Consider the following 25751-nt stretch of genomic DNA (forward strand, 5'->3'; position numbering starts at 1 on the left):
AGGCTGGCCGAGTGTCCAAATCGCCGGTGAGAGCACAGGCCAAGGGGGCTGGGCGGGTGGTTGTACGTCGCGATTCCGCTGTGGGCGAACAGGACCCTGGTGGCGGAAGGAAAGCCGCGAAAGCGGCGAACAAGGCGCCGGGTGAGATGGCGGCAGGTGGCGAGAAGGCGGCGGTGAGGAAGACGGCGGTGAGGAAGACGGCGGCCGCGAAGACGCCCGCGAAGAAGGCACCCGCGGCCAAGAAGGCGGCGGCCAAGAAGGCACCCGCGGACGTGGCAGCCCCCGCGAAGAAGGTGGTCACGAAGAAGGCGATCACCAAGAAGCCCGTCGTCGCCCCCAAGAAGGCCACTGCCCGGGTGAAGGCCGCCTCCCCCGTCAAGACCGTCACCCCGAAGCCCCCCACCGCCGAGTCCCGCACCGCCCTCGTCCGCCGGGCCCGCCGTATCAACCGGGAGCTCGCCGAGGTCTACCCGTACGCCCACCCCGAACTGGACTTCGACAACCCCTTCCAGCTCCTGGTCGCCACGGTCCTGTCCGCCCAGACCACCGACCTGCGCGTCAACCAGACGACCCCCGCGCTGTTCGCCAAGTACCCCACCCCGGAGGACCTGGCCGCCGCCAACCCGGAGGAGGTCGAGGAGATCCTCCGTCCGTGCGGTTTCTTCCGGGCCAAGACCAAGTCGGTCATGGGGCTGTCGAAGGCGCTGATGGAGAACCACGGCGGGGAGGTCCCGGGCCGGCTCGAAGACCTGGTCAAGCTGCCCGGCGTCGGCCGCAAGACCGCCTTCGTCGTCCTCGGCAACGCCTTCGGGCGCCCCGGCGTCACCGTGGACACCCACTTCCAGCGGCTGGTGCGGCGCTGGCAGTGGACCGAGCAGACGGACCCCGACAAGATCGAGGCCGAGATCGGCGCGCTGTTCCCCAAGAGCGACTGGACGGACCTCTCGCACCACGTGATCTGGCACGGCCGCCGTATCTGCCACGCCCGCAAGCCCGCCTGCGGCGCCTGCCCCATAGCGCCGCTCTGCCCGGCCTACGGCGAAGGGGAGACGGACCCCGAGAAGGCGAAGAAGCTCCTCAAGTACGAGAAGGGCGGCTTCCCCGGTCAACGCCTCAAGCCCCCGCAGTCCTACCTGGACGCCGGCGGAAAGCCGGCCCTGCCGCTGGGGGCCGGATGACGGGACGAACCGGGCGGAGCGGGACACCGCCGCGCACCCGTCCCATCCGGACGGAACGATCCAAGACCCGTCAGGCGTTGGACTCGGCAGGACGAGGGGGGCGGCGATGACGCGGGCGAGCGATACGCAGAACGGGTCGGTGGTGCTGAGCAAGAAGGGGCTGCCCGCCTGGCTGGATCCCGTCGTGCGGGTGGAGGAGACCGTCGAGCCGATGCAGCTGAGCCGCTTCCTGCCACCGGAGAACGGCGCGGGTCGCCAGTCCGCCGTCCTGGTCCTCTTCGGCGACGGTGAGCGCGGACCCGAGCTGCTGCTCATGGAGCGCGCCAGCTCCCTGCGCTCCCATGCCGGCCAGCCTTCCTTCCCGGGCGGCGCCCTCGACCCCGAGGACGGCGACCCGCAGGCCGACGGGCCACTGCGGGCCGCTCTGCGCGAGGCCGAGGAGGAGACCGGACTCGATCCGAGCGGCGTCCAACTGTTCGGCGTGCTGCCCAAGCTGTACATCCCGGTCAGTGGGTTCGTCGTCACGCCTGTACTGGGCTGGTGGCGCGAGCCGAGTCCGGTCGGTGTCGTCGATCCGAACGAGACGGCCCGTGTCTTCACCGTTTCCGTGGCGGATCTCACGAATCCGGACAACAGAGCCACGGCCGTTCACCCCAGCGGCCACCGAGGTCCGGCATTTCTGGTCGAATCGGCCCTTGTCTGGGGCTTCACGGCAGGAATCATCGACCGTCTGCTCCACTACTCGGGCTGGGAGCGGCCCTGGGACCGGGACAAGCGGGTCCCGCTCGACTGGCGGTCATGACAGGGTGTCTGCCGTGCTGTGTTCTCCCGGGGGCCGCCACGCCGCTGTGCCGTTGTGCGGTCGGCCGGGCCCCGGGCCGACCGGGCGTGATCGGAAAGTGACGAGGCGGAGCCTGAAGCAGTGAACGTGCTGGACATCCTGTTGCTGGTCGCCGCCGTGTGGTTCGCGATCGTGGGCTACCGCCAGGGCTTCGTCGTCGGCATCCTGTCGGTGATCGGCTTCCTCGGCGGCGGCCTCGTGGCCGTGTACCTGCTCCCGGTCATCTGGGACGCGCTGACGGACAACGCCGAGGTGAGCACGACCGCCGCCGTGGTCGCGGTCGTCGTCGTGATCGTCTGCGCGTCCGTCGGGCAGGCCCTGACCACCCACCTCGGCAACAAGCTGCGCCGCTACATCACCTGGTCCCCGGCCCGCGCCCTCGACGCGACCGGCGGCGCCCTCGTCAACGTCGTCGCGATGCTCCTCGTGGCCTGGCTGATCGGCTCCGCTCTCGCCGGGACGACGCTGCCGACGCTCGGCAAGGAGGTCCGCAACTCCAAGGTGCTGCACGGCGTCTCACAGGCGCTGCCCGACCAGGCGGACACCTGGTTCGCGGACTTCTCCTCGGTCCTCACGCAGAACGGCTTCCCCCAGGTCTTCAGCCCGTTCTCGAACGAGCCGATCAACGAGGTCCAGCCACCCGACCCGGCTCTGGCCAACAGCCCGGTCGCCGCCCGCGCCAAGCGCTCCATCGTCAAGGTCATGGGCACGGCGACCAGTTGCGGCAAGGTCCTGGAGGGCACCGGCTTCGTCTTCGCCGACCGCCGCGTCATGACCAACGCGCATGTCGTCGGCGGCGTCGACGAACCCACCGTCCAGATAGGCGGTGAGGGCAGGAAGTACGACGCGACGGTCGTCCGCTACGACTGGGAGCGCGACATCGCCGTACTCGACGTGCCGGACATGAAGGCACCCGTGCTGCAGTTCGCGTCCACCGACGCCGAGAGCGGTGACGGCGCGATCATCGCGGGATTCCCGGAGAACGGGGCGTACGACGTGCGTGCCGCGCGCGTGCGCGGGCGCCTGCCGGCCAACGGCCCGGACATCTACCACCGCGGCACCGTGAGTCGTGACGTCTACTCGCTGTACGCGACCGTCCGTCAGGGCAACTCCGGCGGCCCGCTCCTCACGCCCGAGGGCAAGGTGTACGGAGTGGTCTTCGCCAAGTCCCTCGACGACGCCGACACCGGCTACGCGCTCACCGCGGACGAGATCCAGGAGGACATCGTCAAGGGCCGTACCGCCAACCAGCAGGTGGACAGCGACAGCTGCGCGCTGTAGGTCCCCGCTGAAGGCGTGCTGCCCGGTGGTGAGGCCGTCGAGCCCGGTCGTGAGGGCTGCTGAGCCCGGCCGTGGGAAAGGCGGCCGGTCAGCCGCGCGGGTGGCGCAGCCGTACCGAGACCCAGCGGGCCCGGCGGCGCAGAATGCGCGGAATGCCCACCCGGGGGTCCGGCTCCGCTATCTGCGGGGCGCTGCCTCGCTGGTGGGAGCTCAGCCCACTGGCCGAGCGGCGATTGCGTGCTGCGTCACTGTAGTCGTGCGTCCAGCCCATACCCCGACGTCTGCCCCTGCCCCATGGTCGATAACCGCCTCAGGCGCCCCCAATTGGCCTATGCGCCAGGCAATTGGCTGTTCGTAGGACAGGTGTTCAGGTCCGGATACCGGGCGCGTCGACGCGGTCACCGATCGGGTTCGGGATCCTTCAGCCAGTTGATCAATTCGGTTGAGAAGGCGACCGGGTCTTCCTCATGGGGGAAGTGCCCGAGCCCGTCGAACAGCCGCCAGCGGTACGGTGCTTCGACGTACTCACCCGAGCCGGCCGCGCTGCGCGTGCGCATCACGGGGTCGAGCGAGCCGTGCAGATGCAGCGTCGGCACGCGCACCGGCCGCTTCATGCGCCGGTTGAACTGGATGCCGTCGGGGCGGGCCAGCGAGCGCACCATCCAGCGGTACGGCTCGATGGAGCAGTGCGCCGTCGACGGGATGCAGATCGCGCGGCGGTACATCTCCACCGCCTCGTCCTCCGGCAGCCGCGGGCCCGACCAGTCGCGGACCAGCCGGGCGACGAGCGCCCCGTCGTCCGCCGTGAGCTGACGCTCCGGGATCCAGGGGCGCTGAAACCCCCAGATGTAGGAACCCGCACTGGTCTGCTTGACGTCCGAGAGCATCGCCGAGCGCCAGCGCCGGGGGTGTGGCATGGAGGAGACCGCGAGCCGCCGTACGAGCTTGGGGCGCATCACGGCCGCCGTCCACGCCAGGTACCCGCCCAGGTCGTGGCCGACCAGCGCGGCGTCGGGCTCGCCGAGGGAGCGGATCACGCCGGTGACATCGAGAGCGAGGTTGGCCGGGTCGTAGCCGCGCGGGGTGCGGTCGCTGCCGCCGACGCCCCTGAGGTCCATCGCGACGGCCCGGAAACCCGCGTCGGCGAGCGCGACGAGCTGGTGCCGCCAGGTCCACCAGAACTGAGGGAAGCCGTGCAGCAGCAGCACCAGCGGCCCGTCACCCAGCTCGGCGATGTGGAAGCGCGCGCCGTTGGCCGCGACGTCCCGGTGTGTCCAGGGACCGTCGATTCGGACGACTGAGGCAGGTTGCGCCGAAGGGGTGGCGGGATCCGTCATGACGACGAGCGTGCCACAGCCTCGATGGCCGCGGGCGCGCGGTCCGCCGGCTCCAGTTCCGGTGCCGGGGCCGGACGCGGGTGCGGCTTGGCCTTCTGCAGGACGCCCGCCGTCTCCTTCACCGAGGCGGCGACCTTCTGCGGGCCCTTGCTCTTCTTGGCCTTCTTCGCGAAGACGACCCCGATCAGCGCGAGGACCAGGGCGATGAGGACGTTCGCCGCGAAGGACAGCAGGAAGCAGATCGCGAGGTTCCAGTCGCTCCAGGTCCGAATGCCGTACGCGAGGGCGAAGTTGAGCATCGGCAGGGAGAACAGCAGCACCCCGCCGGCCACCATGAACGCGCCGCCGCTCGTCGCGCCGCGCTTGACGTCCTGCTTGAGCTGCGCCTTCGCCAGTGCGATCTCGTCGTGCACCAGCGCCGACATCTCGGTCGTCGCCGAGGCGAACAGCTGGCCGATGCTGCGTTCGGCGCCGACCGGGCTGCCGTCGGGTGCGCTCATCGCGGTCTCCCTCGTCGTTACGGTTCCGTGTTCTGCCTGAGTGCGTACGGTTCCGTCTTTTGTACCGTCCCGTCAGATCATGCCCGACGCTGGTCCTCCTCGCTTGCCCCGCCCGCCACTTCGGCAAGCGCGTGGCGCGCGGCGATCTTCTCCTCGGCGATACGGCGGTGGTCTGCCGCCTTGCGCTCGTAGACGGCGGCCATCCGCAGGTGGTACTCCGGTTCGTCCTGCTCGTAGATGTCCGGAATGCCGCTGGCGTCCTCGTCGCGCTCCTCTTCCTCCACCATCCGGCGGTACTTGGCGTTCCTTATCTTCAGCAGCACGGTCGCCAGGGCCGCCGCGATGAGGGACCCCATGAGCACGGCGGCCTTGATCTCGTCGGTCAGCGCGGCGTCGCCCTCGAAGGCGAGCTCGCCGATGAGCAGCGAGACGGTGAAGCCGATGCCGGCGAGGGCCGCGACGGCGAACACGTCGGCCCACTCCAGGTCGTCGCTGAGCGAGGCCCTGGTGAAACGTGCCGTCAGCCACGTACCGCCGAAGATGCCGACCGTCTTGCCGACGACCAACCCGAGGACGACACCCAGCGTCTCCGGCTGGGTGAACACATCACCGAGCGCACCGCCGGAGACGGCCACACCGGCGCTGAACAGCGCGAACAGCGGTACGGCCAGCCCCGCCGACAGGGGGCGTACGAGATGCTCGATGTGCTCACCGGGGGAGTGCGCCTCGTCCTCGTGCCGCGTGCAGCGCAGCATCAGGCCCATCGCCACGCCCGCGATGGTGGCGTGGACGCCGCTGTTGTACATCAGCCCCCAGATGACGAGGGCGAGCGGGACGTACACGTACCACCCGCGTACGCCCTTCCTCAGCAGCAGCCAGAACACGGCGAGGCCCACGACGGCACCGGCGAGTGCGGCGAAGTTGATCTGATGGGTGAAGAAGACCGCGATGATCAGGATCGCGAAGAGGTCGTCGACGACGGCGAGCGTCAGCAGGAAGGCGCGCAGGGCGCTCGGCAGGGAGGTGCCGATGACGGCGAGCACGGCGAGCGCGAAGGCGATGTCGGTGGCGGTCGGGACGGCCCAGCCCGCCAGTGAGCCACCCCCGGTGACATTGGTCAGCGTGTAGACGAGCGCGGGCACCGCCATCCCGCACAGCGCGGCGACGACCGGCAGTGCGGCCGCCTTCGGATCCTTGAGGTCGCCGGCGACCAGCTCACGCTTGAGCTCGATCCCGGCGACGAAGAAGAAGATCGCGAGGAGCCCGTCGGCGGCCCAGTGCTCGATGGACAGGTTCAGGCCGAGGGCCTCGGGGCCTATGTGGAAGTGGCCGACGCTCTCGTAGCTGTCGTGCAGCAGGGGCACGTTCGCCCAGAGCAGCGCGGTGATCGCGGCGACGAGCAGCAGCACACCACCGACCGTCTCGGTGCGCAGTGCTTCCGCGACGAAGTTCCGCTCGGGAAGGGACAGGCGTCCGAACACCTTGCGGACGGGGGCGGGGGTGCGGGGCGCGGGCACGGGGGAGACCTCCGGTCGGTGGGCATGACGGAACACATGCCGACCAGACTTCCCGGCGCACCTGAGGGTGAGAATCTTTGGTTAGCTTACTTAAGAATGCGCCGGAGTGCATCCAGCGCTGCCCACCGTACGTACACGAAGGGCACCCGGCGCGCTCTGTGCCGGGTACCCCTCGACGGCCGTACTCAGTCCTGGCCGGGTTCAGTCCTCGCTCGGCGCTGCGGGGAGCTTCGCCTGGATGAGGTCCATGACGGTCGAGTCGGTCAGCGTCGTCACATCACCGAGCTGGCGGTTCTCGGCGACGTCCCGCAGCAGACGGCGCATGATCTTGCCGGAACGGGTCTTCGGCAGCTCGGCCACCGGCAGGATCCGCTTCGGCTTGGCGATCGGGCCGAGAGTGGCGCCGACGTGGTTGCGCAGCTCGGCGACCAGGTCCTCGGTCTCGGCCGCCGTGCCCCGCAGGATCACGAAGGCCACGATGGCCTGCCCGGTGGTCTCGTCGGCGGCGCCGACGACGGCCGCCTCGGCGACGGAGGGGTGGGACACCAGGGCGGACTCGACCTCGGTCGTGGAGATGTTGTGGCCCGACACGAGCATGACGTCGTCGACGCGTCCCAGGAGCCAGATGTCGCCGTCGTCGTCCTTCTTCGCCCCGTCACCGGCGAAGTACTTGCCCTCGAACCGCGACCAGTACGTGTCGAGGAACCGCTGGTCGTCGCCCCAGATGGTGCGCAGCATCGACGGCCACGGCTCGGTCAGCACCAGGTAGCCGCCCCCGCCGTCGGGCACCTCGTTCGCCTCGTCGTCGACGACGGTCGCGGCGATGCCGGGCAGCGGCGTCTGGGCGGAGCCGGGCTTGGTCTGCGTGACGCCCGGCAGCGGCGAGATCATCATCGCGCCGGTCTCGGTCTGCCACCAGGTGTCCACGATCGGCGTCCGGTCGGCGCCGATGTGCTTGCGGTACCAGATCCACGCCTCGGGGTTGATCGGCTCGCCCACGGAACCCAGCACCCGCAGGCTGCTGAGGTCGAACTTCGCGGGGATGTCGTCGCCCCACTTCATGAACGTACGGATCGCGGTCGGCGCCGTGTACAGGATGGTCACCCCGTACTTCTGCACGATCTCCCAGAAGCGGCCCTGGTGCGGGGTGTCCGGGGTGCCCTCGTACATGACCTGCGTCGCGCCGTTCGCCAGCGGCCCGTACACGATGTACGAGTGGCCGGTGACCCAGCCGACGTCGGCCGTGCACCAGTACACGTCCGTCTCCGGCTTGAGGTCGAAGACGGCGTGGTGGGTGTACGCGGCCTGGGTGAGGTAGCCGCCGGAGGTGTGCAGGATGCCCTTCGGCTTACCCGTGGTACCGGACGTGTAGAGGATGAACAGCGGCTGCTCGGCGTTGAACGCCTCGGGGGTGTGTGCGGCGGACTGCCGCTCGACGATCTCGTGCCACCAGACGTCGCGGCTGTCGTCCCAGGCGACGTCCTGGCCGGTGCGCCGTACGACGAGCACGTGCTCGACGTTGTCCACCTTGCCGATCGCCTCGTCCACGGCCGGCTTGAGCGCGGAGGGCTTGCCGCGCCGGTAGCCGCCGTCGGAGGTGATGACGACCTTGGCGTCCGCGTCCTGGATACGGGTGGCGAGGGCGTCCGCCGAGAACCCGCCGAAGACGACGGAGTGGGCGGCACCGATGCGGGCACAGGCCAGCATCGCGACCGCCGTCTCGGGAATCATCGGCATGTAGACGGCGACCCGGTCGCCCTTCTGGACCCCCAGCTCCAGCAGCGCGTTGGCGGCCTTGGAGACCTCGTCCTTGAGCTCGGCGTAGGTGAGGGCGCGGCTGTCGCCGGGCTCGCCCTCGAAGTGGATGGCGACCCGGTCGCCGTGCCCGGCCTCCACATGCCGGTCGACGCAGTTGTACGCGACGTTGAGCTCGCCGTCCTTGAACCACTTGGCGAACGGCGGGTTCGACCAGTCCAGCGTCTCCGTCGGCTCCTTGGCCCAGGTCAGCCGACGGGCCTGCTCGGCCCAGAAGCCGAGCCTGTCAGCCTTGGCCTGTTCATACGCCTCCGCGGTGACATTGGCGTTGGCTGCCAGGTCGGCGGGGGGTGCGAACCTGCGCTCTTCCTTCAGCAGGTTGGCCAGGCTTTCGTTGCTCACGACATCTCCCTTTCCCAGGGTGTCCGTTGTGTCCCAGGCCACAGCTCATCAGACCCGAGGGGCCGATGACAAGGGTCGACGGAAAATTGGTTTAGACCTGTCTGCGGGGTGGATTCCGGAGCTCCTCACGGCGCCCGGGGTCATCCGTTCCCACGGACGTGAGGCGGAGGCGGTTCAGGTCTGTAATCCCTCTCACATTCGGCCCAGGAGCAGGCGATACGCCGTACTCCGGGCGCGCGCTGTGCGGCCCCGCGCCGAACGGGACCGCACAGCACCTGCCCGCCTCACGCCGGCAGATCGGCCACGCCCACGTCGTCGAACACCTCGTCCCCCTGTCCCTCGGTGAGCAGGTACGCCTGTGCCTCACCCACGTGGAAGTACATCCCGTGCAGTTCCAGCTCACCCGCCCTGAGGGCCCGGGTCACCGACTCATGGGCGCGCAGATGCTCCAACTGCTGGACCACGTTGGTCAGGCAGAGCTGCTCGACCGCGTCGGCCGGAGCCCGCCCGGCGAGTCTGGCCCACGGCCGGCTGTCGTCGGACAGCCGCTCCAGGCTGGGCTGCCCGTGCCGCAGCCACCGCCTGAGCGGGGTCTGCGGGTCGCCGGGCTCGGAACCGAGCAGCGCCTGCATGGCCCCGCACCCGGAGTGCCCGCACACCGTGATCGACCGCACCCGCAGCACGTCCACGGCGTACTCGATCGCGGCCGCCACCGAGTCGTCCCCGCTCTCCTCGCCGGGCAGCGGAACGAGGTTGCCCACGTTGCGCACCACGAACAGGTCGCCGGGACCACTGGAGGTGATCATCGAGGTGACCAGCCGCGAGTCCGCGCAGGTGAGGAACAGCTGGGAAGGCTGCTGCCCCTCGCGCGCCAGCCGCGCCAGCTCGCCCCGCACCAGGGGTGCGGTGTTGCGCTGGAACGCGCTGATGCCCCGGGCCAGTTGATGCGCGCTCGGCCGGATTCCGTCGGTTCCGCCGGAGGCGTCGGCTCCGCTCTCACCTGGTCGGCCTGACCCGCCGGGCCTGTCGCCAGTGCTGGGACCGCCGCCCCCGGTGAGTCCATCGGCACTGCTGGACCCGCCGGCCGTGTCGGGCTCGGCCGGACCGCTGGAGGCGTCCGGGGCGCGGGACGCTCCGGACTCGTCGGCTGCACCGGTTGTGTTCGCCTGCGGTTCCCCGGGGTGTGCGTCGCGTCCGTCGTGGGACGGGACCGAGTCCGGGATCTCGCACTGGTGGTTGCGCCAGGCGGTCCAGGGGTGGCAACGGCAGTCGGCCGACTCTGCCGCGGCCGTCCCGGTGTCGAGATGGAGGCCGATCGGCGTTGTCGGCTCGCCGATCCGGACTCCGGCTCTGCGACCGACCAGCTCGACGGAGCCGCCGTGCGCGGTGTGGGTGTTCTGCCAGTCCTGCAGTGACTCGTACGCCGCGTGGTCCATGAAGGAGCCGTCCAACTCCACGACGGCACGGGAGCCTTGCGGGACGAGATGCAGGGCCCGGCTGAGCCGGGGCACCGCGAGGAACGTCAACTGTCCTCGTACGTGTACGTGATGGACTCCTTCCTTCTCGTCGTGCGTGATCCGGGTGCGGGTGAGGCGGTGCAGGGCGACGGCCACGGCCATGGCGATACCGAGCGCCACGCCCTCCAGGACGCCGAAGCACACCACGCCGAGGGTGGTGACGGCGTACACCAGCACCTCTCGGTGGCGGGTCACCGTGCGGATGTGGTGCAGGGACACCATCTGGATGCCGACGGCCATCACCAGGGCGGCGAGCGAGGCGAGCGGGATGAGCTCCAGGATCGGAACCATCAGCAGCGCGGCGACTACTACGAGAACGCCGTGCAGCATCGTGGAGTTCCGGCTGACGGCACCGGATTGCACATTCGCCGAACTGCGCACGGCCACGCCGGCGACCGGCAGTCCGCCGAGCGTGCCGGAGACGATGTTGGCGGCGCCCTGCCCGAGCAGTTCGCGGTCCAGGTCGGAGCGGCCGACGCGGGCGGGCAGCCCGGGGCGCGCGGCGACCATCTTGTCCACGGCGACCGCGCCGAGCAGCGACTGCACACTGCACACCAGGGTGGTGGTCAGCACCGCGGCGATCAGGCCGAGCACCGGGCCTTCCGGCAGACCTGCCAGGGCGTGGCTCTGCCAGGACGGCAGGTCCACCTTGGGCAGGGTCAGACCGGCGAGTGAGGCGGCCGATGAGGCTCCGGCTACGGCGACGAGGGCGGCCGGGACGTTGCGCAGAAGTCGTCCGACCCGGCCGGGAATCCGCGGCCAGAGCAGCAGCAGGGCCAGGGTGAGCGCGCTCACCGACATGGCGGCGGGCTGTAGCTCGGCCAACTGGGCGGGCAGCGCGCGGAGGTTGTCGATGACAGCGCTCTGCGGGGTGCCGCCGAGGACGATGTGCAGTTGGGCGACGGCGATGGTGACGCCGATGCCGGCGAGCATGCCGTGCACGATGGCGGGGCTCACGGCGAGCGCGCCACGCGCCACACGCAGGGAACCCAGGCCGAGTTGGGCGAGTCCGGCGAGGACGGTGATGGCGCAGGTCGTCCGCCAGCCGTACTGATGGATGAGGTCGGCCGTGACGACGGTGAGGCCGGCGGCGGGGCCGCTGACCTGGAGCGGGGCGCCGCCGAGCCAGCCGACGACGATCCCTCCGACGGCGGCGGCGACGAGGCCGGCCTGCAGAGGGGCGCCGGTGGCGAGGGCGATGCCCAGCGACAGGGGGAGTGCGATCAGGAAGACCGCGATCGAGGCCGACACATCGGCGCCCGCGATGCGGTGACGGCGGTGCCGGGGTGGCGGCGGACTGTGGGGTTCGTGGGTGCGTTCCGCTCGACTCGGGTCGTCGGCGCGGGTGGGGACGCAGGCGGACATGTTTCCCGTCTCCTCCGGGGCAGCGCGGTCGCGGATCTGGTGGTCCCCCGCTTGTGGGCGAGGGGTCGGGTCGCGGCCGTGTGGTCACGGCGTGCAGTGGCGGGATGCATCAACAGTCAGTAAACGGATCGTAATGCAGAGTAAAGGGCTGGAATAGGTTTTCCGAGCAAATGGACTAATAAATCCTCCCAAAGAGTGAAGTAGCTGATTAGTCGGCTTGTCGTACTAATTCCTTCTCTGTCCCGTGCGACCTTGGCGGCGCTGTCGCCACCCGAGAGAAGGAAGGTGGACGGAACATGGCCGCCACTCGCAGGATCGCCGCCCCCAGCAAGGCCACCGCGACGCACAGGATCGCGGCGGGCACCGCGATCGCCGCGGTCTGTGCCGCGTCGATCGCCGGTTGCGCGACCGACACCGATCCGTCGGGGCAGGGAGCGTCAGGACCGCAGAAGTCGAAGCCGGCGGCGCCCGCGCCCAGGAGTGCCTTCCGCCTGATCGGCGACGGGTCCACCGCGTACACCGGAGCGCAGCCGCACCTGCCCAGGCCCGAGCGGTTGAAGCCCGGCGAGAAGCCCCCGCAGTTCGTGGTGTTCTCCTGGGACGGCGCCGGCGAGGACGGGCAGAAGCTTTTCTCCCACTTCCGCGAGGTCGCCAAGGCCAACAACGCGACGATGACGTACTTCCTCAGCGGCGTGTACATGCTGCCGGAGCACAAGCGCGATCTGTATCGCCCGCCGCAGCACTCCCCTGGCCGCTCCGACATCGGCTTCAACGACAAGGAGGGCATCGCCGCCACCGTGGAGCAGTTGCGCCTGGCCTGGCTGGAGGGGAACGAGATCGGCACGCATTTCAACGGCCACTTCTGCGGCCGTGGCGGCGGAGTCGGCGAATGGTCGGTGAAGGAGTGGAAGGACGAGATCGTCCAGGCGAAGCGGTTCGTGAAGTCCTGGAAGACCAACACCGGCATGACCGAGGCGGCTCCGCTGCCCTTCGACTACGACAAGGAGCTCATCGGCGGCCGCACGCCCTGTCTGGAAGGCCAGAAGAACTTCGTCAAGGCCGCCCGCGAGATGGGCTTCCGCTATGACTCGAGCGGTGTCAACAACCAGGTCTGGCCCTCGAAGAAGGGAGGACTGTGGGACTTGTCGATGCAACTCGTGCCGTTCCCCGGGCACTCCTACGAGCAGCTCACCATGGACTACAACTTCATGGTCAACCAGTCGGGCACCACGAGCCAGGGCAACCCCGCCAAGCACGACTTCTGGGGCGACCAGATGCGCGACGGCCTGCTCATGGGCTTCCACCGGGCCTATCACGGCAACCGCGCGCCGCTGATCATCGGCAACCACTTCGAGTCCTGGAACGGCGGCACCTACATGCGCGCCGTCGAGGAGGTCGTCGAGGCGGTCTGCAACAAGCCCGACGTGCGCTGCGTCTCCTTCCGGCAACTCGCCGACTGGCTGGACGCCCAGGACCCGGCGACCTTGAGGAAGCTGCGCATGCTGGGCGTCGGAGAGGCCCCGAAGCAGGGCTGGGCGTCCTACCTGTCGGGGAACCCGGCCCCGGCCCCGAGGGGAGTGCCCGGGGCGCCGGCGGTCAAGCAGTAGGCGTCAGGCGGGGATTGCCCCGGGACGCGGCGCTGACGCTCTCACCGAGTACGAACCCGGGGTCGACCTGCGCCGCCAGACCGTAAAGCAAACCTCAGGTTCACGGAGCGTAATGAGGTGATAGTGGTCCGTGACAGGTGTGGGTGAATAAGGCCACTCGATCGTGGGGCGCTGGCCCAGGGTGCGTAGGGTCGTACCCATGAGTACGACAGGCGCGACCGCCGATCCGCTCGCGGCCCTCGGTTCCCTGCCCGGTGTGCCCCAGTCCGTGGAGTCCGTGCGCAAGGCTGTGGACCGGGTCTACGGGCACCGGATCATGCGGCGCCGCAGTAATGAGATCACTTCCGAGGCGGCCCTGCGCGGTGCCCGCGGTTCCGCGGCGCTGTCGGGTGCCGACTGGGCGCTCGAAGAGGTCCGTCGGCGTACCGACTTCAGCGGCGACGACGAGTCGCGCGTCATGGGCGCCTCCCTGCGGCTGACCGCCGAGGCGGGTCAACTGCTCTCCATCTGGCGGCAGTCACCGCTGCGGGTGCTGGCCCGGCTGCATCTGGTGGCAGCGGCCGGCGACGACGACCGGGTCGGGCGCCCGCGCCAGGAGGGCGAGCCGGTCGACGAGCCTCTGGTCGAGCTGGCGCCGCCGAGCGCGACGGAGGTGCACGGGCGCCTGGAGGGGCTGTCCGAGCTGATCATCGCCGGCAGCTCGGCGCCCGCTCTGGTGACGGCCGCCGTCGTCCACGGCGAGCTGCTCGCGCTGCGCCCCTTCACCTCCCACAACGGCCTGGTCGCGCGCGCGGCCGAGCGCATCGTCCTGGTCGGCAGCGGCCTCGATCCCAAGTCCGTCTGCCCGGCGGAGGTCGGCCACGCCGAACTGGGCCGCGCCGCCTATCTGGCGGCGCTCGACGGCTATGTCTCCGGCACCCCCGAGGGCATGGCCGCCTGGATCGCCCACTGCGGCAAGGCCATCGGACTCGGGGCGCGCGAGTCGACGGCGGTGTGCGAGGCGCTGCAGCGCGGGGCGGCGTGACGCACGCGCGCGTGAAGCGTCGTACGGCACGAAAAAAAGCCCCCGAGCGGGGGGCTTGAACAAGTTGCGGCGGTACGAGGACTCGTACCGCCGCTGGCATGTCCACCGGGTTACCAGGCGTCCTCGATATGTTGCCCATCAGGTCGGGAACTTTGCCCGTCACCTGGTGCGGCTGGCCCGTAATCGACGGGTCGACGTCGCGTGGGTGCCCGGTGTCCATGCTCGGTCCGTGGGGCCAAATGCGTTTTAAAGGTGATCCTCTCGGATGTCCTTGGTCTCGCGGGCCGTTGAGTCCTTTGTACTCCAGAACGCAACCAAGCGGAAGGTCTGGCTGCAGTTCTTTACTTTTACTCTCAAAGACCCGCCAAACGGGCAGCGATGTGTCGCAGGGCACGCGTGAACGGCAGGCGCAAGTCAGGCGAGTGCCGTACGGCGGCGGTTCGCGTACCAGACGAGGCCCGCGGTGGCCGCGGCCGCTCCTATGGCCGCCGCCGCGACCAGGGCGGGACGCGGCGGCACCGAGAAGGAGGGAATCCGCTGCTTGAGCCGGACCGGGCGGTGGAAGTCGAGAATCGGCCACCCGCGCGCGAGCGCCTCACGGCGCAGCGGACGGTCGGGGTTCACGGCGTGCGGATGGCCGACGGACTGCAGCATCGGCAGGTCGGTGGCGGAGTCGCTGTAGGCGTAGCAGCGGGAGAGGTCGTAGCCCTCGGACTCGGCCAGCTCCTTGATCGCCTCGGCCTTGGTCGGGCCGTAGGCGTAGTACTCCACCTCCCCGGTGAAGCAGCCGTCGTCGCCCACGACCATGCGCGTGGCCACCACGCGGTCGGCGCCCAGCAACTCGCCGATCGGCTCGACCACCTCGGCGCCCGACGTGGACACGATCACGACATCGCGGCCGGCGGCGTGGTGCTCCTCGATGAGGGAGGCGGCCTCGTCGTAGATGATCGGGTCGATCAGGTCGTGCAGCGTCTCGGCGACGATCTCCTTGACCTGCCGGACGTTCCAGCCGCGGCACAGCGCGGACAGGTACTCGCGCATGCGCTCCATCTGGTCGTGGTCGGCGCCGCCGGCCAGGAAGACGAACTGGGCATATGCGGTACGCAAGACGGCCCTGCGGTTGATCAGACCGCCTTGGTAGAACGACTTGCTGAACGTGAGCGTGCTCGACTTCGCAATGACCGTCTTGTCCAGGTCAAAGAAGGCGGCTGTGCGGGGCAAGGAGCGGTTTTCCACGTCCCTGAGCATAGGCGCAGCCCATTCGGCGTAAGGTGGGCGCGTGGGTTTGCCTGAGAGGGCTCTCGGGTACACCATGGAAGTCACGGATCGTTCGCGACCGTGCTAACCCGGTCCGACTCCTCCCCCCCCGAGTCGGCCGTGGAGACGACCCCCGCTCTCCCCCCCGGCGGGGGTCGTCGCATGTCCGGGTGGGTTTTCCGCTTTCCAGCGCGGCCGCAGGGCCGGAACCGGGCGACTTCGGTCACCTCCTCGGCGCGTCCATGATCCATGACTGTGTGTAATCGTCGTGCTGCTCTGCGGAAGTCGCACAGGGGTTGGTGCGGGGGTCACCGGTATGGGTGACGGCGATATTCACAAGCGCCGAGTTGTCCACAGTTATCGACCAAGATCCACACGATTTGCGGGATCGCTGCACCGTGATTCCAGCGCGCCCCGCTCGGACCGACTTCATGGCCGGTTCCGGTTAGTCGGGCGTGTTTGGCCGGTTCGTATCGGCCGTTCATATGGAGGCCGGTTGCCGGTTCTTCACATGTTGGGGAATCGCGGGGCCGCAGGGCTGCGCGAGTGATGCAGCGAAGGGGGATGGAAACCGTGGCCGCAGCCGTCACACACGATCCGCCGCCCACCGCCTCCGGGCGGCCGGGCAAGCCGTTGATCGTCACGGAAGACGCCGAACTGCTCGACGACCTGCTGCGCCTGTGCGCGGCGGCCGGCGCCACACCCGAGGTCCACCACGGGGTGCCCGAGCCCACGGGCACGTGGGAAGCCGCGCCGCTCGTCCTGGTCGGTGACGACGCCGCACGGCGCGTGCGCGGCGCCGGACGCAGAGGCGGAGTGGTGCTCGTCGGCAGGGACCAGGACGACTCGGGAGTATGGCGCCGGGCCGTCGAGATCGGCGCCGATCACGTCCTGATGCTGCCCGACGGCGAGCAGTGGCTGGTCGACCGCATCGCCGATGTCGCCGAGGGCGTCGGCCGGCCCGCCCTGACCGTCGGGGTCATCGGCGGCCGTGGCGGTGCGGGAGCCTCCACGCTCGCGTGCGCCCTCGCCGTCACCGCCGCGCGTGAGGGGCTGCGCACGCTGCTCGTGGACGCCGATTCGCTGGGTGGCGGACTCGACGTCCTCCTCGGCGGCGAGACGACCGAGGGCCTGCGCTGGCCTTCGTTCGCCGGCTCGCGCGGGCGGCTCGGCAGTGGGGCCTTGGAGGAGTCGCTGCCGAAGCTGCACTCCCTCCGGGTGCTGAGCTGGGACCGCGGCGACTGCCTCGCCGTGCCGCCGCAGGCGATGCGAGCGGTGCTCGCCGCCGCCCGGCGCCGGGGTGGCACGGTCGTCGTCGACCTGCCCCGCCGTATCGACGACGGTGTGGCGGAGGCCCTGGCCCAGCTCGACGTCGGGATCCTCGTGGTCCCCGCCGAACTGCGCGCCGTCGCCGCGGCCCGGCAGGTGGCCTCCGCGGTACGGATGGTCCTGCGGGACCTACGGGTGGCCGTACGCGGGCCGTACGCGCCGGGACTCGACGACCGGGAGGTGGCCCGGCTGCTCGAGCTGCCGCTCGTGGGCGAGGTGCCGATCGAGTCGGGGCTGCTGCGGCCGCACGAGAGCAAGGCTCCGCCGGGGGCCGTGGGGCGGGGTCCGCTGGCGCGGTTCTGCCGGGAGTTCTGGGAGCGCGCCTTGCTGGAAGCGAGGACGGCATGAGCACGGCTTCGGGGCTCGACCGGGAGAGCGCGAGCGCGGCGGGCTCGGTGCGGGCAGCTCCCGAGCGGTGGAGGACGGGCGGGACGGCGATCGGCAGGGCACGCAGGGGCACGCCGCGGTGGGCGTCTGGCGGGGCTGCGGACGGGGCTGCGGACGGGGCTGTGGGCGAGGGGGTGGCGCCGGGGACTGCGGGTCGGGCGTCGGACCCTGTGGCCGCCGGTACGGCTCCTGCGGGGCAGGTGGTCGACGATCGGGCCCGGCCGTCGGGTGGGCAGTGGGGGGTGGTCGATGGGGTCGGTTCGTCGGTTGTGCGGTGGGCGTCGACCGATCGGGCGGGACCGTCGGCGCTTCGGGCGGACGCGTCGGCTGCGCGGTGGGCCTCGGACGGAGGGGTGGCCGGGGCGGCCGGGACGGCAGGGGCAGGTATGTCGGCGGGGCTGCTCGACGGGGTGCGGCAGTGGCTGGCGGAGAGTGGGGGCGAGCCGACGCCCGCGCGCGTGGCGCAGGCCCTGCGGGAGCAGGGCAGGGTGCTGGGCGACGCCGAAGTCCTGGGGGCGGCTGAGCGGTTGCGGTCCGAGCTGGTCGGGAGCGGCCCGCTGGAGCCCCTGCTCGCCGATCCGTCGGTGACGGACGTGCTGGTGTCGGCGCCGGACCGGGTCTGGGTCGACAGGGGCGGCGGTCTGGAACTGACGTCCGTGTCCTTCCCGGACGCGGCGGCCGTGCGGCGCCTCGCGCAACGTCTTGCCGCGGTCGCCGGGCGGCGGCTGGACGACGCGCGGCCCTGGGTGGACGCCCGGCTGCCTGACGGGACTCGACTGCACGCGGTACTGCCACCGGTCGCCGTCGGCTGTGCCTGCCTGTCGCTGCGGGTCGTACGGCCGCGGGCGTTCACGCTCGACGAGCTGGTCACCGCGGGCACGGTGCCACCGGGCGGCGACCGGGTACTGCGGGCGCTGGTGGACGCGCGGCTGTCCTTCCTGGTCAGCGGCGGTACGGGCAGCGGCAAGACGACGCTGTTGAGCGCGTTGCTCGGGCTGGTCGGGCCCGGTGAGCGGATCGTGCTCGCGGAGGACTCGGCAGAACTCAGGCCGGACCATCCGCATGTCGTACGGCTGGAGAGCAGACCCGCCAACCAGGAGGGCGCCGGGCTCGTCACGCTCGAGGACCTGGTGCGGCAGGCGCTGCGGATGCGGCCGGACCGGCTGGTCGTGGGAGAGGTGCGCGGACCCGAAGTGATCCATCTGCTGGCCGCCTTGAACACGGGCCATGAAGGAGGCTGCGGGACCGTCCACGCGAACGCGGCGGCCGACGTACCGGCCCGGCTGGAGGCGCTCGGCACCGCGGCCGGGCTGGACCGGGCCGCCCTGCACAGCCAGTTGGCGGCCGCGCTGTCGGTCGTACTCCATCTCGTACGCGACCGGGCCGGGAGGCGGCGGATCGCCGAGGTGCATGTGCTGGAGCGAGACCCGTCGGGGCTGGTGCGAACAGTGCCGGCGCTGCGGTGGGGCGCGGACGCCTTCGCGTACGAGCGGGGGTGGGAACGGCTACGGGGGTTGCTTCGGGGTGAGGGTCGTGATGTGGCCGGTGCTGCGAGGGGTTCGGTGACGTGAGGGTTCGGCGATCGTGAGGGGTTCGGTGGGCTGAATGGGTGAGATGTCTTTGGGCGCGGCGGTGGTGTGTCTCGGGGCGGTCGCCTGCTTGCTGGGTGGACGGGACTCCGGGGCCCGGCGGGCGCAGTTGCTGCTCGCGGGCGGTGGGGTGGTGGGAAGCGGGCCGCCCGACTGGCGGCGGCTGGCCGGGGAGCTGCGGCGGCTGCGGGGACGGCTTCGGCCCGAGTGGTGGGCGTCGGTCGTCGGGCTGGTGCTGGGCGTGCTGGGGTCGTCGGTGCTGCCGGTCGTCGCGGGGGCGGCCGGGGTGCCGTTGCTGCGGAGAGCGCGGCTGGCCCGGGAGGCGAGGCGGGCACGGGAGCGCCGTGGGGAGGCCGTGATCGCGCTGTGCGGCGCGCTCGCCGGGGAGGTCCGGGCCGGGAGACAGCCGGGGGAGGCGTTGCTGCGGGCGGCGCGGGACTCCGGCGGGCTCGGGGAAGCGCAGGCCGCGGTGTTGGCGGCGGCGCGGTTCGGTGGAGATGTGCCGGACGCGCTCGCCTCCGCGGCACGGCAGCCGGGCGCCGAGGGGCTGTCGGGCCTGGCGGCGTGCTGGCGGGTGGCCGTGGACCAGGGTGCGGGGCTCGCGGCCGGCCTTGAACGCCTCGAAGGGGTGTTGCGTGCCGAACGTGACCAACGCGCCGATCTCCGTGCTCAGTTGGCCGGGGCTCGGTCGACGGTCGTGATGCTCGCCGGGTTGCCGGTCCTGGGGCTGCTGCTCGGTGCCTTCATGGGGGCCGATCCGCTGCGGGTGCTGCTGCATACCGGGGCGGGGCTCGGGTGCCTGGTGGTCGGCGGGGTGCTGGAGGGGCTGGGGATGTGGTGGGCGCTGCGGATCGTGCGGGGAGCGGAGGCGGTGTGAGGAGTGGAGTCGGGCGGAGTCGGGCGGAGTCGTGAGAGGGAATCGACGGTATGGGTGCGGAAGCTGTCCACAGGCTGGAGGCGGTGGTGAGTGCGGAAGTTGTCCACAGGCTGGGGGTGGCCGTGGGTATGGCGATGGTCGCCGTGTGGCTCTTGCGGTGGCTCTTGACCGTGCGGCACGAGAGGAGGGTCCGGCGCCGGATCGCCGAGTTGGTGACGACCGCGGACGTGACGTCCAAACAGCGACGGATCGACGTACGGCGGTGCGCGCGGCAGGGGCTGCCCATGGTGGCCGGCGTGAGCGCCGGTGGGGTGCTGATCGGTGGTGTCGCCGGGGTCGCGGTGGGGCTGCTCATCGCGGGTGGGCTGTGGCTGTGGGGACGTCGTCAGGAAGCCGTTCACGGAGCGGAGAGGCTCGACGCCGGTGAGGTGGCCCGGCAATTTCCGCTCGCCGCCGACCTGTTGGCGGCCTGCATCGCGGCGGGAGCCGGTCCGGTGATCGCGGCGCAGGCGGTGGGCGATGCCCTGGGTGGCCCTGTCGGGGACGGGTTGGCGAGAGGCGCTGCGGAGGTGCGGCTCGGCGGTGCGCCGGGTGAGGCGTGGCAGCGGCTGGCTGCCTTGCCGAGGGCTGGGGCGCTGGCGCGGTTGTTGGAGCGGGCCGATGTGTCGGGCCTTCCGGCCGCCGGACCGGTCGCACGACTCGCCGCGGAGGCTCGCGCCGACTGGGCGCGCAACGCGACCGAACGGGTCAGGCGGGCGGCGGTCATGGTCACAGCGCCGGTCGGGATGTGCTTCCTTCCCGCGTTCATCGCGGTCGGTGTGGCGCCGGTGGTGATCGGGCTGGCGGGCGGGGTGCTGGGAGGGGGTGCTGGATGACGAGGGGAGGTCGAAGGGTCGGCGACGGTCGCGGGATCGGTAGCGGGAGATCGTCGCGGGGCGTACAGCAGGCAGGCGGTGGTCCGCGGGCCTGGAGCGAGCAGGCGTTCGTCACCAGGTGTGGAGCAGGCAGGCGTTCGTCGGTAGAAGGTGAAAAGCAGAAGCTGAGCAGCTGATTTCAAGACAGCTGCTTCCAAGTGGGACTGGACCTTACGGGGGTTGAGATGTGCAAGGCGGTACGGGCACGGGTGCGCGCTCTGATGTGCAGGACGCGGGCGACGCGGAGGGATGAGGGGATGGTCACCTCCGAGTACGCGATGGGGATCGTGGCGGCGGTGGCGTTCGCCGTGGTGCTCTACAAGGTCGTGACCAGCGGGCAGGTCAGCGCGGAGCTGCAGGCCATCGTGAAGCAGGCGCTCGATGCGCGGATGTGAGTGGGAGGGAGAGGATCGCGGGTCCGTACGGGCGCGGGGCCGGGCGTCCGACGAGGGGTTCGTGACCGCTGAGTCGGCTGTCGTGCTGCCCGTGCTGGTGATGTTCGCGATGGCGCTGGTGTGGGGACTGCTCGTGGTGGCCGCGCAGATCCAGTGCGTGGACGCGGCCCGGACCGGCGCCCGCGCGGCAGCCCGGCAGGATCCGCAAGACGCGGTCATCGAGGTGACCCGCGAGGCGGCACCGCGCGGTGCGACGGTCACCGTCGGCCGGGAGGGGGACGAGGTCCACGTCACCGTCGTGGCGAAGCCGCCCTTGCTGCGAGGGCTTCCCTTCGAGGTGCGGGAGGAGGCCGTGGCGTCGGCGGAGGAGAGGGTGGGGGCGGGCCCATGAGAGGGGACATCGCGGGGCGGCATACCGGTCGCAGGCCCATCGCACGCCGGAACTCTGGCCGGAACGTGCCACAGGGCCCCTCCGCCTCTCTGCGCTCCGACCAAGGTTCGGCCACCGTCTGGAGCGTCGGTGCCATCGCCGTGCTCTGCGTCGTCTTCGGCGTAGTGCTCGCCTTGGGGCAAGCCGTTGTGACCCGGCATCACGCGGCCGGCGGTGCGGATCTCGCCGCGCTCGCGGCGGCCGACCACTGGGCGGAGGGCAATGAGGCGGCCTGCGCCCGGGCGGAGCGGGTGGCCCGGGCACAGGGGGTGCGGCTCGTGCGGTGCGTGGTGGTGGGCGAGGTCTCGGATGTGACGGCGGCGTCGGGCCGGGGGCCGTTCGCGGCGGAGGTCAGGGCGCGGGCGGGCCCTGCGGGGCCGGTCCTGCCGACGGGGCGTTCGCAGGCCGGCGATGCGGGGGCGGACCGGGCGACTGGGTTTCCGCGGATCGGCCCTGCGGGGACGGACCGGACGTCGGCTCCCTGACCGATTCCGCGGCCGACGCCGACTCCTGTGTCCCGCCCTTGGTGGGGACAGGCGCAGGCTCGGTCGGAACATGCGCTCCGCCTCCCGCTGGGCCAGACTCCCCGCTTCCCGCCGGGCCAGGTTCCCCGTCCTCCGCCGGGCCGGTCTCCTCGCCCCCCGCCGGGGCGGCCACCCCCTCCCCGCCCGACCCGAGCTCCCCCTCCGGCGCCCCTCGCAACAGCACCGTCAGCAGCCGCACCGCCCCCCTCTTGTGCAGCGGGTCGTTGCCGTTGCCGCACTTGGGGGACTGGATGCACGACGGGCAGCCGGCGTCGCACTCGCAGGAGGCGATGGCCTGGCGGGTGGCGGTGAGCCAGGCGCGGGCGGTGTGGAAGGCGCGCTCCGCGAAGCCCGCGCCGCCGGGGTGGCCGTCGTAGACGAAGACCGTGGGCAGCAGCGTGTCGGGGTGCAGCGGGATCGAGACGCCGCCGATGTCCCAGCGGTCACAGGTGGCGAAGAGGGGCAGCAGGCCGATGGACGCGTGCTCGGCGGCGTGCAGGGCGCCGCCGAGGATCTCCGGGTTGATCCGGGCCTCGTCCAGCTGGTCCTCGGTGACCGTCCACCACACCGCGCGCGTGCGCAGCGTACGAGGAGGGAGGTCGAGTTTCGTCTCGCCCAGTACTTCACCGGTCATGAGCCGACGACGCAGGAAGGAGACGACCTGGTTGGTCACCTCGACGGAGCCGTAGCACAGGCGGCCGTCGCCCCACGGGATCTCGACGTCCGTCTCCAGGACGGAGATGGACGTCGTGTCCCGGGCCACCGTCGAATACGGCGGGGCCGCCTCCTCGACCAGGGCGACCGAGTCCTCCAGGTCGAGGGAGCGGACGAGATACGTGCGGCCCTGGTGCAGGTGGACCGCGCCCTCGTGCACCGTGCTGTGCGCGGCGCCCGCGTCGACCGTGCCGAGCAGCCGGCCCGTCCCGGCCTCGACCACCTGCACGGGGCGGCCGCCCTCACCGCGGATGTCGGTGAGGTCGGCGGCCCGTTCCCGGCGTGTCCAGTGCCAGGCCCTCGTACGGCGGCGCAGCAGCTTCGCGGCCTCCAGTTGCGGCAGCAGCCCCTCGGTCTCCGGGCCGAACAGCGTCAAGTCCTCCTCGGTCAGCGGGATTTCCGCAGCCGCCGCGCACAAGTGCGGTGCCAGGACGTACGGGTTGTCGGGGTCGAGGACCGTCGACTCCACGGGCCGTTCGAACAGGGCTTCGGGATGGTGGACGAGGTAGGTGTCCAACGGGTCGTCTCGGGCGACCAGAACCGCCAGCGCCCCCTGCCCCGAGCGGCCGGCGCGGCCCGCCTGCTGCCACAGGGACGCGCGGGTGCCCGGATAGCCGGCGATCAGTACGGCGTCCAGGCCGGAGACGTCGATGCCGAGTTCGAGGGCGGTGGTGGCGGCGAGGCCGAGGAGTTCGCCGGAGTGGAAGGCCTGCTCCAGGGCGCGGCGCTCCTCGGGGAGGTAGCCGCCGCGGTAGGCCGCGACACGCCGGGCGAGGGAGCGGTCGACCTCGGCGAGGCGTTCCTGGGCGATGACCGCGATCAGCTCGGCGCCGCGCCGGGAGCGTACGAAGGCGACGGTACGGGTGCCCTGGACGGCGAGGTCAGTCAGCAGGTCGGCCGTCTCGGCGGTGGCGGTGCGGCGGACGGGTGCGCCCTTCTCGCCCTGGAGTTCGGTCAGCGGGGGCTCCCAGAGGGCGAAGACCAGTTCGCCGCGGGGAGAGGCGTCGTCGGCGACCTCGACCACCGGGAGGCCGGTGAGGCGGCGGGCGGCGACCGCGGGCTCGGCGGCGGTCGCGGAGGCCAGCAGGAAGACGGGAGAGGAGCCGTAGCGGGCGCACAGGCGGCGCAGTCGGCGCAGGACCTGGGCGACGTGGGAGCCGAAGACACCGCGGTAGGTGTGGCACTCGTCGATGACGACGTACTTCAGCGCCTTCAGGAAGGAGGACCAGCGGGGGTGTGACGGGAGTATGCCGCGATGCAGCATGTCGGGGTTGGTCAGCACGTAGTTGGCGTACTGGCGGATCCACTCGCGTTCCTCGAATGGAGTATCGCCGTCGTACACGGCCGGCCGTACGGAATTGCCCAGCGGATGTGAAAGTTCCTTCACGGAACGGCACTGATCCGCCGCAAGGGCCTTGGTCGGGGCCAGGTAGAGCGCGGTGGCGCCGCGGCCGCTCGGGGCCTCGGAGCCGTCCAGAAGGGTGGACAGGACCGGCACGAGGTAGGCCAGGGACTTGCCGGACGCGGTGCCCGTGGCGACCACCACCGAGTCGCCGTCCAGGGCGTGCTCGGCGGCCCGTGCCTGGTGGGCCCAGGGGTGTTCGATTCCCGCGTCCTGCACGGCGGCGATGACCTCCGCGCGGATCCGGTCGGGCCAGACGGCATGCCGACCCGCCCGCGGGGGCACATGCTCCGTATGAGTGATGCGCGAAGCCCGGCTCGGCCCCGAGGCGAGCCGGCCCAGCACCGTGCCCGGGTCCACCCGGGAAACGGGGCCCGTCGGGGATCGATCGGATCGGTGATTCTTGGCCATCGGCACCGAGTGTGTCACTGGCGTGACGGACAATGGGACCAAGGCGTCGTGCACGCCTGCCGGTAAGTGATTGAATGCCATCGCGGCTGGCGAACCGTCCTTGGGGTTGCAAGCCGAGGTGTCCCGAGGGGCGACCGCTCGATAGCAAGGTGCTGGAGGATCCGTGGACCTGTCCCTGTCGACCCGTACCGTCGGCGATCGTACGGTCGTCGAGGTCGGTGGCGAAATCGACGTATATACCGCGCCCAAGCTGCGCGAGCAGCTGGTCGAGCTGGTGAACGACGGGAGTTTCCACCTCGTCGTCGACATGGAGGGCGTGGACTTCCTCGACTCCACCGGGCTCGGCGTACTGGTCGGCGGCCTGAAGCGTGTGCGTGCCCATGAGGGCTCTCTGCGCCTGGTCTGCAACCAGGAGCGCATTCTCAAGATCTTCCGCATCACCGGCCTCACCAAGGTGTTCCCGATCCACACCTCGGTCGAGGAAGCGGTGGCGGCAACCGACTGATCACCGCACCGGGCCCGCCGCAGGGCGTGCCCGGCACGGCAGAAGTGGAAAGTGACGGGGGACCGGGCTTTCGGCGGCCCGGCCCCCCGGACAGCACGCCCGTAGTTCGGAGGGGGATGCATGGCCACCGTTGAACTCCGCTTCAGCGCGCTGCCCGAGCACGTCAGGACCGCCCGGCTGGTGGCGGCAGCGGTGGCGCGCAGGGCCGGAGTGGACGAGGCCGTACTGGACGAGGTGCGACTCGCCGTCGGTGAGGCGTGCAGCCGTGCCGTCGGACTGCACCAGAGCGTGGGCATCACGGCGCCGGTGAAGGTGGCGCTGATCGAGGAGGAGAAACAGTTCTCCATCGAGGTCGGCGACGAGGCGCCGCACTCCGCCCCGGGCGAGCGCTCGGGCGGCGACGCGGACGTGGAGGCCGAAGAGGACGAGATGGGCCTCGCGGTCATCAGCGGTCTCGTCGACGACGTGGAGGTCTCCGCCGACGAGCACGGCGGGTTGATCCGCATGACCTGGCCGACCACACCGCCGACCGCGGTGCTCGCCTGATCAAGCTCATCGCTCGACCCATCGCATACCGAAGGGGCCCTGCTCAGCAGGGCCCCTTCGGGTTTTATTCGACCAGCGCGCGGGAATTCGTGAAGGAATTCACGATCAGCAGCCGATCATTTGATCAAGCGCAATACGGGCGTCAAT

At 71.0% G+C, this 25751-nt stretch carries 21 protein-coding genes and 1 pseudogene; 14 read left to right on the forward strand and 8 right to left on the reverse strand.

All coding sequences use genetic code 11. From position 1 onward, the window contains the following. Positions 1 to 146 precede the first annotated feature (146 nt). The 3 genes from nth (at position 147) to ABZ078_RS12335 (ending at position 3300) form a co-directional block, all read left to right on the forward strand. Positions 147 to 1178, forward strand: coding sequence for an endonuclease III (nth, locus tag ABZ078_RS12325; protein ID WP_356574325.1), 1032 nt, complete (start codon positions 147 to 149; stop codon positions 1176 to 1178). 106 nt (positions 1179 to 1284) lie between these two features. Beyond that, complete coding sequence (locus tag ABZ078_RS12330) at positions 1285 to 1980, forward strand: CoA pyrophosphatase (RefSeq protein WP_356574327.1); 696 nt, start codon at positions 1285 to 1287, stop codon at positions 1978 to 1980. Between the two features lie 120 nt (positions 1981 to 2100). After that, positions 2101 to 3300, forward strand: a complete 1200-nt coding sequence (locus tag ABZ078_RS12335) for a MarP family serine protease (RefSeq protein ID WP_356574329.1) — start codon at positions 2101 to 2103, stop codon at positions 3298 to 3300. A gap of 88 nt (positions 3301 to 3388) precedes the next feature. On the opposite strand, the gene ABZ078_RS12340 is transcribed toward ABZ078_RS12335, so the two are convergent. The 6 genes from ABZ078_RS12340 to ABZ078_RS12365 all read right to left on the reverse strand — a co-directional run bounded on the left by ABZ078_RS12340 (position 3389) and on the right by ABZ078_RS12365 (position 11693). Then, entirely contained in the window at positions 3389 to 3571 is a 183-nt protein-coding gene (locus ABZ078_RS12340; protein WP_356574330.1) for a hypothetical protein, read from the reverse strand. Positions 3572 to 3698: 127 nt separating this feature from the next. Further along, entirely contained in the window at positions 3699 to 4637 is a 939-nt protein-coding gene (locus ABZ078_RS12345) for an alpha/beta hydrolase (protein WP_356574332.1), read from the reverse strand. Then, a complete protein-coding gene (locus ABZ078_RS12350; protein WP_356574334.1) occupies positions 4634 to 5137 on the reverse strand; it encodes a phage holin family protein in 504 nt (167 codons plus the stop codon). The genes ABZ078_RS12345 and ABZ078_RS12350 overlap by 4 nt, the downstream gene beginning before the upstream one ends. A gap of 77 nt (positions 5138 to 5214) precedes the next feature. Then, positions 5215 to 6654, reverse strand: coding sequence for a Na+/H+ antiporter NhaA (gene nhaA, locus ABZ078_RS12355; RefSeq protein WP_356574336.1), 1440 nt, complete (start codon positions 6652 to 6654; stop codon positions 5215 to 5217). Positions 6655 to 6855: 201 nt separating this feature from the next. Further along, complete coding sequence (acs, locus tag ABZ078_RS12360; RefSeq protein WP_356574338.1) at positions 6856 to 8811, reverse strand: acetate--CoA ligase; 1956 nt, start codon at positions 8809 to 8811, stop codon at positions 6856 to 6858. 284 nt (positions 8812 to 9095) lie between these two features. Next, positions 9096 to 11693 carry a SulP family inorganic anion transporter gene (locus ABZ078_RS12365; RefSeq protein ID WP_356574339.1) on the reverse strand — a complete coding sequence of 866 codons (2598 nt, stop codon included), beginning with the start codon at positions 11691 to 11693 and terminating at the stop codon, positions 9096 to 9098. Positions 11694 to 11989: 296 nt separating this feature from the next. Here ABZ078_RS12365 and ABZ078_RS12370 point away from each other — a divergent pair, with 296 nt between their 5' ends. Then, positions 11990 to 13300, forward strand: a complete 1311-nt coding sequence (locus ABZ078_RS12370) for a hypothetical protein (protein ID WP_356574341.1) — start codon at positions 11990 to 11992, stop codon at positions 13298 to 13300. Between the two features lie 199 nt (positions 13301 to 13499). Beyond that, a complete protein-coding gene (locus tag ABZ078_RS12375; protein ID WP_356574343.1) occupies positions 13500 to 14324 on the forward strand; it encodes an oxidoreductase in 825 nt (274 codons plus the stop codon). A gap of 414 nt (positions 14325 to 14738) precedes the next feature. Here the strand turns inward: ABZ078_RS12375 and ABZ078_RS12380 are convergent, their stop codons facing one another. Next, positions 14739 to 15572 (reverse strand): HAD-IB family hydrolase, encoded by an 834-nt coding sequence (locus ABZ078_RS12380; RefSeq protein WP_356574344.1) that lies wholly within the window; start codon positions 15570 to 15572, stop codon positions 14739 to 14741. Positions 15573 to 16145: 573 nt separating this feature from the next. Between ABZ078_RS12380 and ssd the strand changes: the two genes are divergently transcribed. The 7 genes and pseudogenes from ssd to ABZ078_RS12415 all read left to right on the forward strand — a co-directional run. Continuing rightward, positions 16146 to 17258: a septum site-determining protein Ssd gene (gene ssd / locus ABZ078_RS12385; RefSeq protein WP_356574346.1), complete on the forward strand. Its 1113-nt coding sequence runs from the start codon at positions 16146 to 16148 to the stop codon at positions 17256 to 17258. A gap of 425 nt (positions 17259 to 17683) precedes the next feature. Continuing rightward, entirely contained in the window at positions 17684 to 18868 is a 1185-nt protein-coding gene (locus ABZ078_RS12390; protein ID WP_356574348.1) for a TadA family conjugal transfer-associated ATPase, read from the forward strand. Positions 18869 to 18902: 34 nt separating this feature from the next. Continuing rightward, entirely contained in the window at positions 18903 to 19763 is an 861-nt protein-coding gene (locus tag ABZ078_RS12395) for a type II secretion system F family protein (RefSeq protein ID WP_356574350.1), read from the forward strand. Between the two features lie 86 nt (positions 19764 to 19849). After that, entirely contained in the window at positions 19850 to 20638 is a 789-nt protein-coding gene (locus ABZ078_RS12400; protein WP_356574352.1) for a type II secretion system F family protein, read from the forward strand. 224 nt (positions 20639 to 20862) lie between these two features. Continuing rightward, entirely contained in the window at positions 20863 to 21072 is a 210-nt protein-coding gene (locus tag ABZ078_RS12405) for a DUF4244 domain-containing protein (protein WP_356574353.1), read from the forward strand. A gap of 61 nt (positions 21073 to 21133) precedes the next feature. After that, the gene (locus ABZ078_RS12410) at positions 21134 to 21463 is read left to right on the forward strand and encodes a TadE family type IV pilus minor pilin (RefSeq protein WP_356574355.1); all 330 of its coding nucleotides are present in this window, start codon (positions 21134 to 21136) and stop codon (positions 21461 to 21463) included. A 65-nt stretch (positions 21464 to 21528) separates the two neighbouring features. Next, positions 21529 to 21879: pseudogene (locus ABZ078_RS12415) on the forward strand (Rv3654c family TadE-like protein); the annotation flags it as partial. On the opposite strand, the gene ABZ078_RS12420 reads toward ABZ078_RS12415, so the two are convergent. Beyond that, positions 21854 to 24634, reverse strand: coding sequence for a DEAD/DEAH box helicase (locus ABZ078_RS12420; protein ID WP_356574357.1), 2781 nt, complete (start codon positions 24632 to 24634; stop codon positions 21854 to 21856). The pseudogene ABZ078_RS12415 and the gene ABZ078_RS12420 sit on opposite strands and share 26 nt — an antisense overlap. Before the next feature lie 82 nt (positions 24635 to 24716). On the opposite strand from ABZ078_RS12420, the gene bldG reads away from it, so the two are divergent. Beyond that, positions 24717 to 25058, forward strand: a complete 342-nt coding sequence (bldG, locus tag ABZ078_RS12425; protein ID WP_003975386.1) for an anti-sigma factor antagonist BldG — start codon at positions 24717 to 24719, stop codon at positions 25056 to 25058. A 120-nt stretch (positions 25059 to 25178) separates the two neighbouring features. Then, a complete protein-coding gene (locus ABZ078_RS12430; RefSeq protein ID WP_356574359.1) occupies positions 25179 to 25604 on the forward strand; it encodes an ATP-binding protein in 426 nt (141 codons plus the stop codon). Positions 25605 to 25751 lie beyond the last annotated feature (147 nt).

The organism is Streptomyces sp. NPDC006385 (genome assembly GCF_040612485.1).
Taxonomy (GTDB): Bacteria; Actinomycetota; Actinomycetes; order Streptomycetales; family Streptomycetaceae; genus Streptomyces.

Bases quoted from the DNA above. Each gene is read 5' to 3' on its own strand.
- nth (WP_356574325.1), top strand. From the start codon at position 147: ATGGCGGCAGGTGGCGAGAAGGCGGCGGTGAGGAAGACGGCGGTGAGG.
- ABZ078_RS12330 (WP_356574327.1), top strand. From the start codon at position 1,285: ATGACGCGGGCGAGCGATACGCAGAACGGGTCGGTGGTGCTGAGCAAG.
- ABZ078_RS12340 (WP_356574330.1), bottom strand. From the start codon at position 3,571: ATGGGCTGGACGCACGACTACAGTGACGCAGCACGCAATCGCCGCTCG.
- ABZ078_RS12345 (WP_356574332.1), bottom strand. From the start codon at position 4,637: ATGACGGATCCCGCCACCCCTTCGGCGCAACCTGCCTCAGTCGTCCGA.
- ABZ078_RS12350 (WP_356574334.1), bottom strand. From the start codon at position 5,137: ATGAGCGCACCCGACGGCAGCCCGGTCGGCGCCGAACGCAGCATCGGC.
- ABZ078_RS12365 (WP_356574339.1), bottom strand. From the start codon at position 11,693: ATGTCCGCCTGCGTCCCCACCCGCGCCGACGACCCGAGTCGAGCGGAA.
- ABZ078_RS12370 (WP_356574341.1), top strand. From the start codon at position 11,990: ATGGCCGCCACTCGCAGGATCGCCGCCCCCAGCAAGGCCACCGCGACG.
- ABZ078_RS12375 (WP_356574343.1), top strand. From the start codon at position 13,500: ATGAGTACGACAGGCGCGACCGCCGATCCGCTCGCGGCCCTCGGTTCC.
- ABZ078_RS12380 (WP_356574344.1), bottom strand. From the start codon at position 15,572: ATGCTCAGGGACGTGGAAAACCGCTCCTTGCCCCGCACAGCCGCCTTC.
- ssd (WP_356574346.1), top strand. From the start codon at position 16,146: ATGGAAACCGTGGCCGCAGCCGTCACACACGATCCGCCGCCCACCGCC.
- ABZ078_RS12390 (WP_356574348.1), top strand. From the start codon at position 17,684: ATGTCGGCGGGGCTGCTCGACGGGGTGCGGCAGTGGCTGGCGGAGAGT.
- ABZ078_RS12395 (WP_356574350.1), top strand. From the start codon at position 18,903: ATGGGTGAGATGTCTTTGGGCGCGGCGGTGGTGTGTCTCGGGGCGGTC.
- ABZ078_RS12405 (WP_356574353.1), top strand. From the start codon at position 20,863: ATGTGCAAGGCGGTACGGGCACGGGTGCGCGCTCTGATGTGCAGGACG.
- ABZ078_RS12420 (WP_356574357.1), bottom strand. From the start codon at position 24,634: ATGGCATTCAATCACTTACCGGCAGGCGTGCACGACGCCTTGGTCCCA.
- ABZ078_RS12430 (WP_356574359.1), top strand. From the start codon at position 25,179: ATGGCCACCGTTGAACTCCGCTTCAGCGCGCTGCCCGAGCACGTCAGG.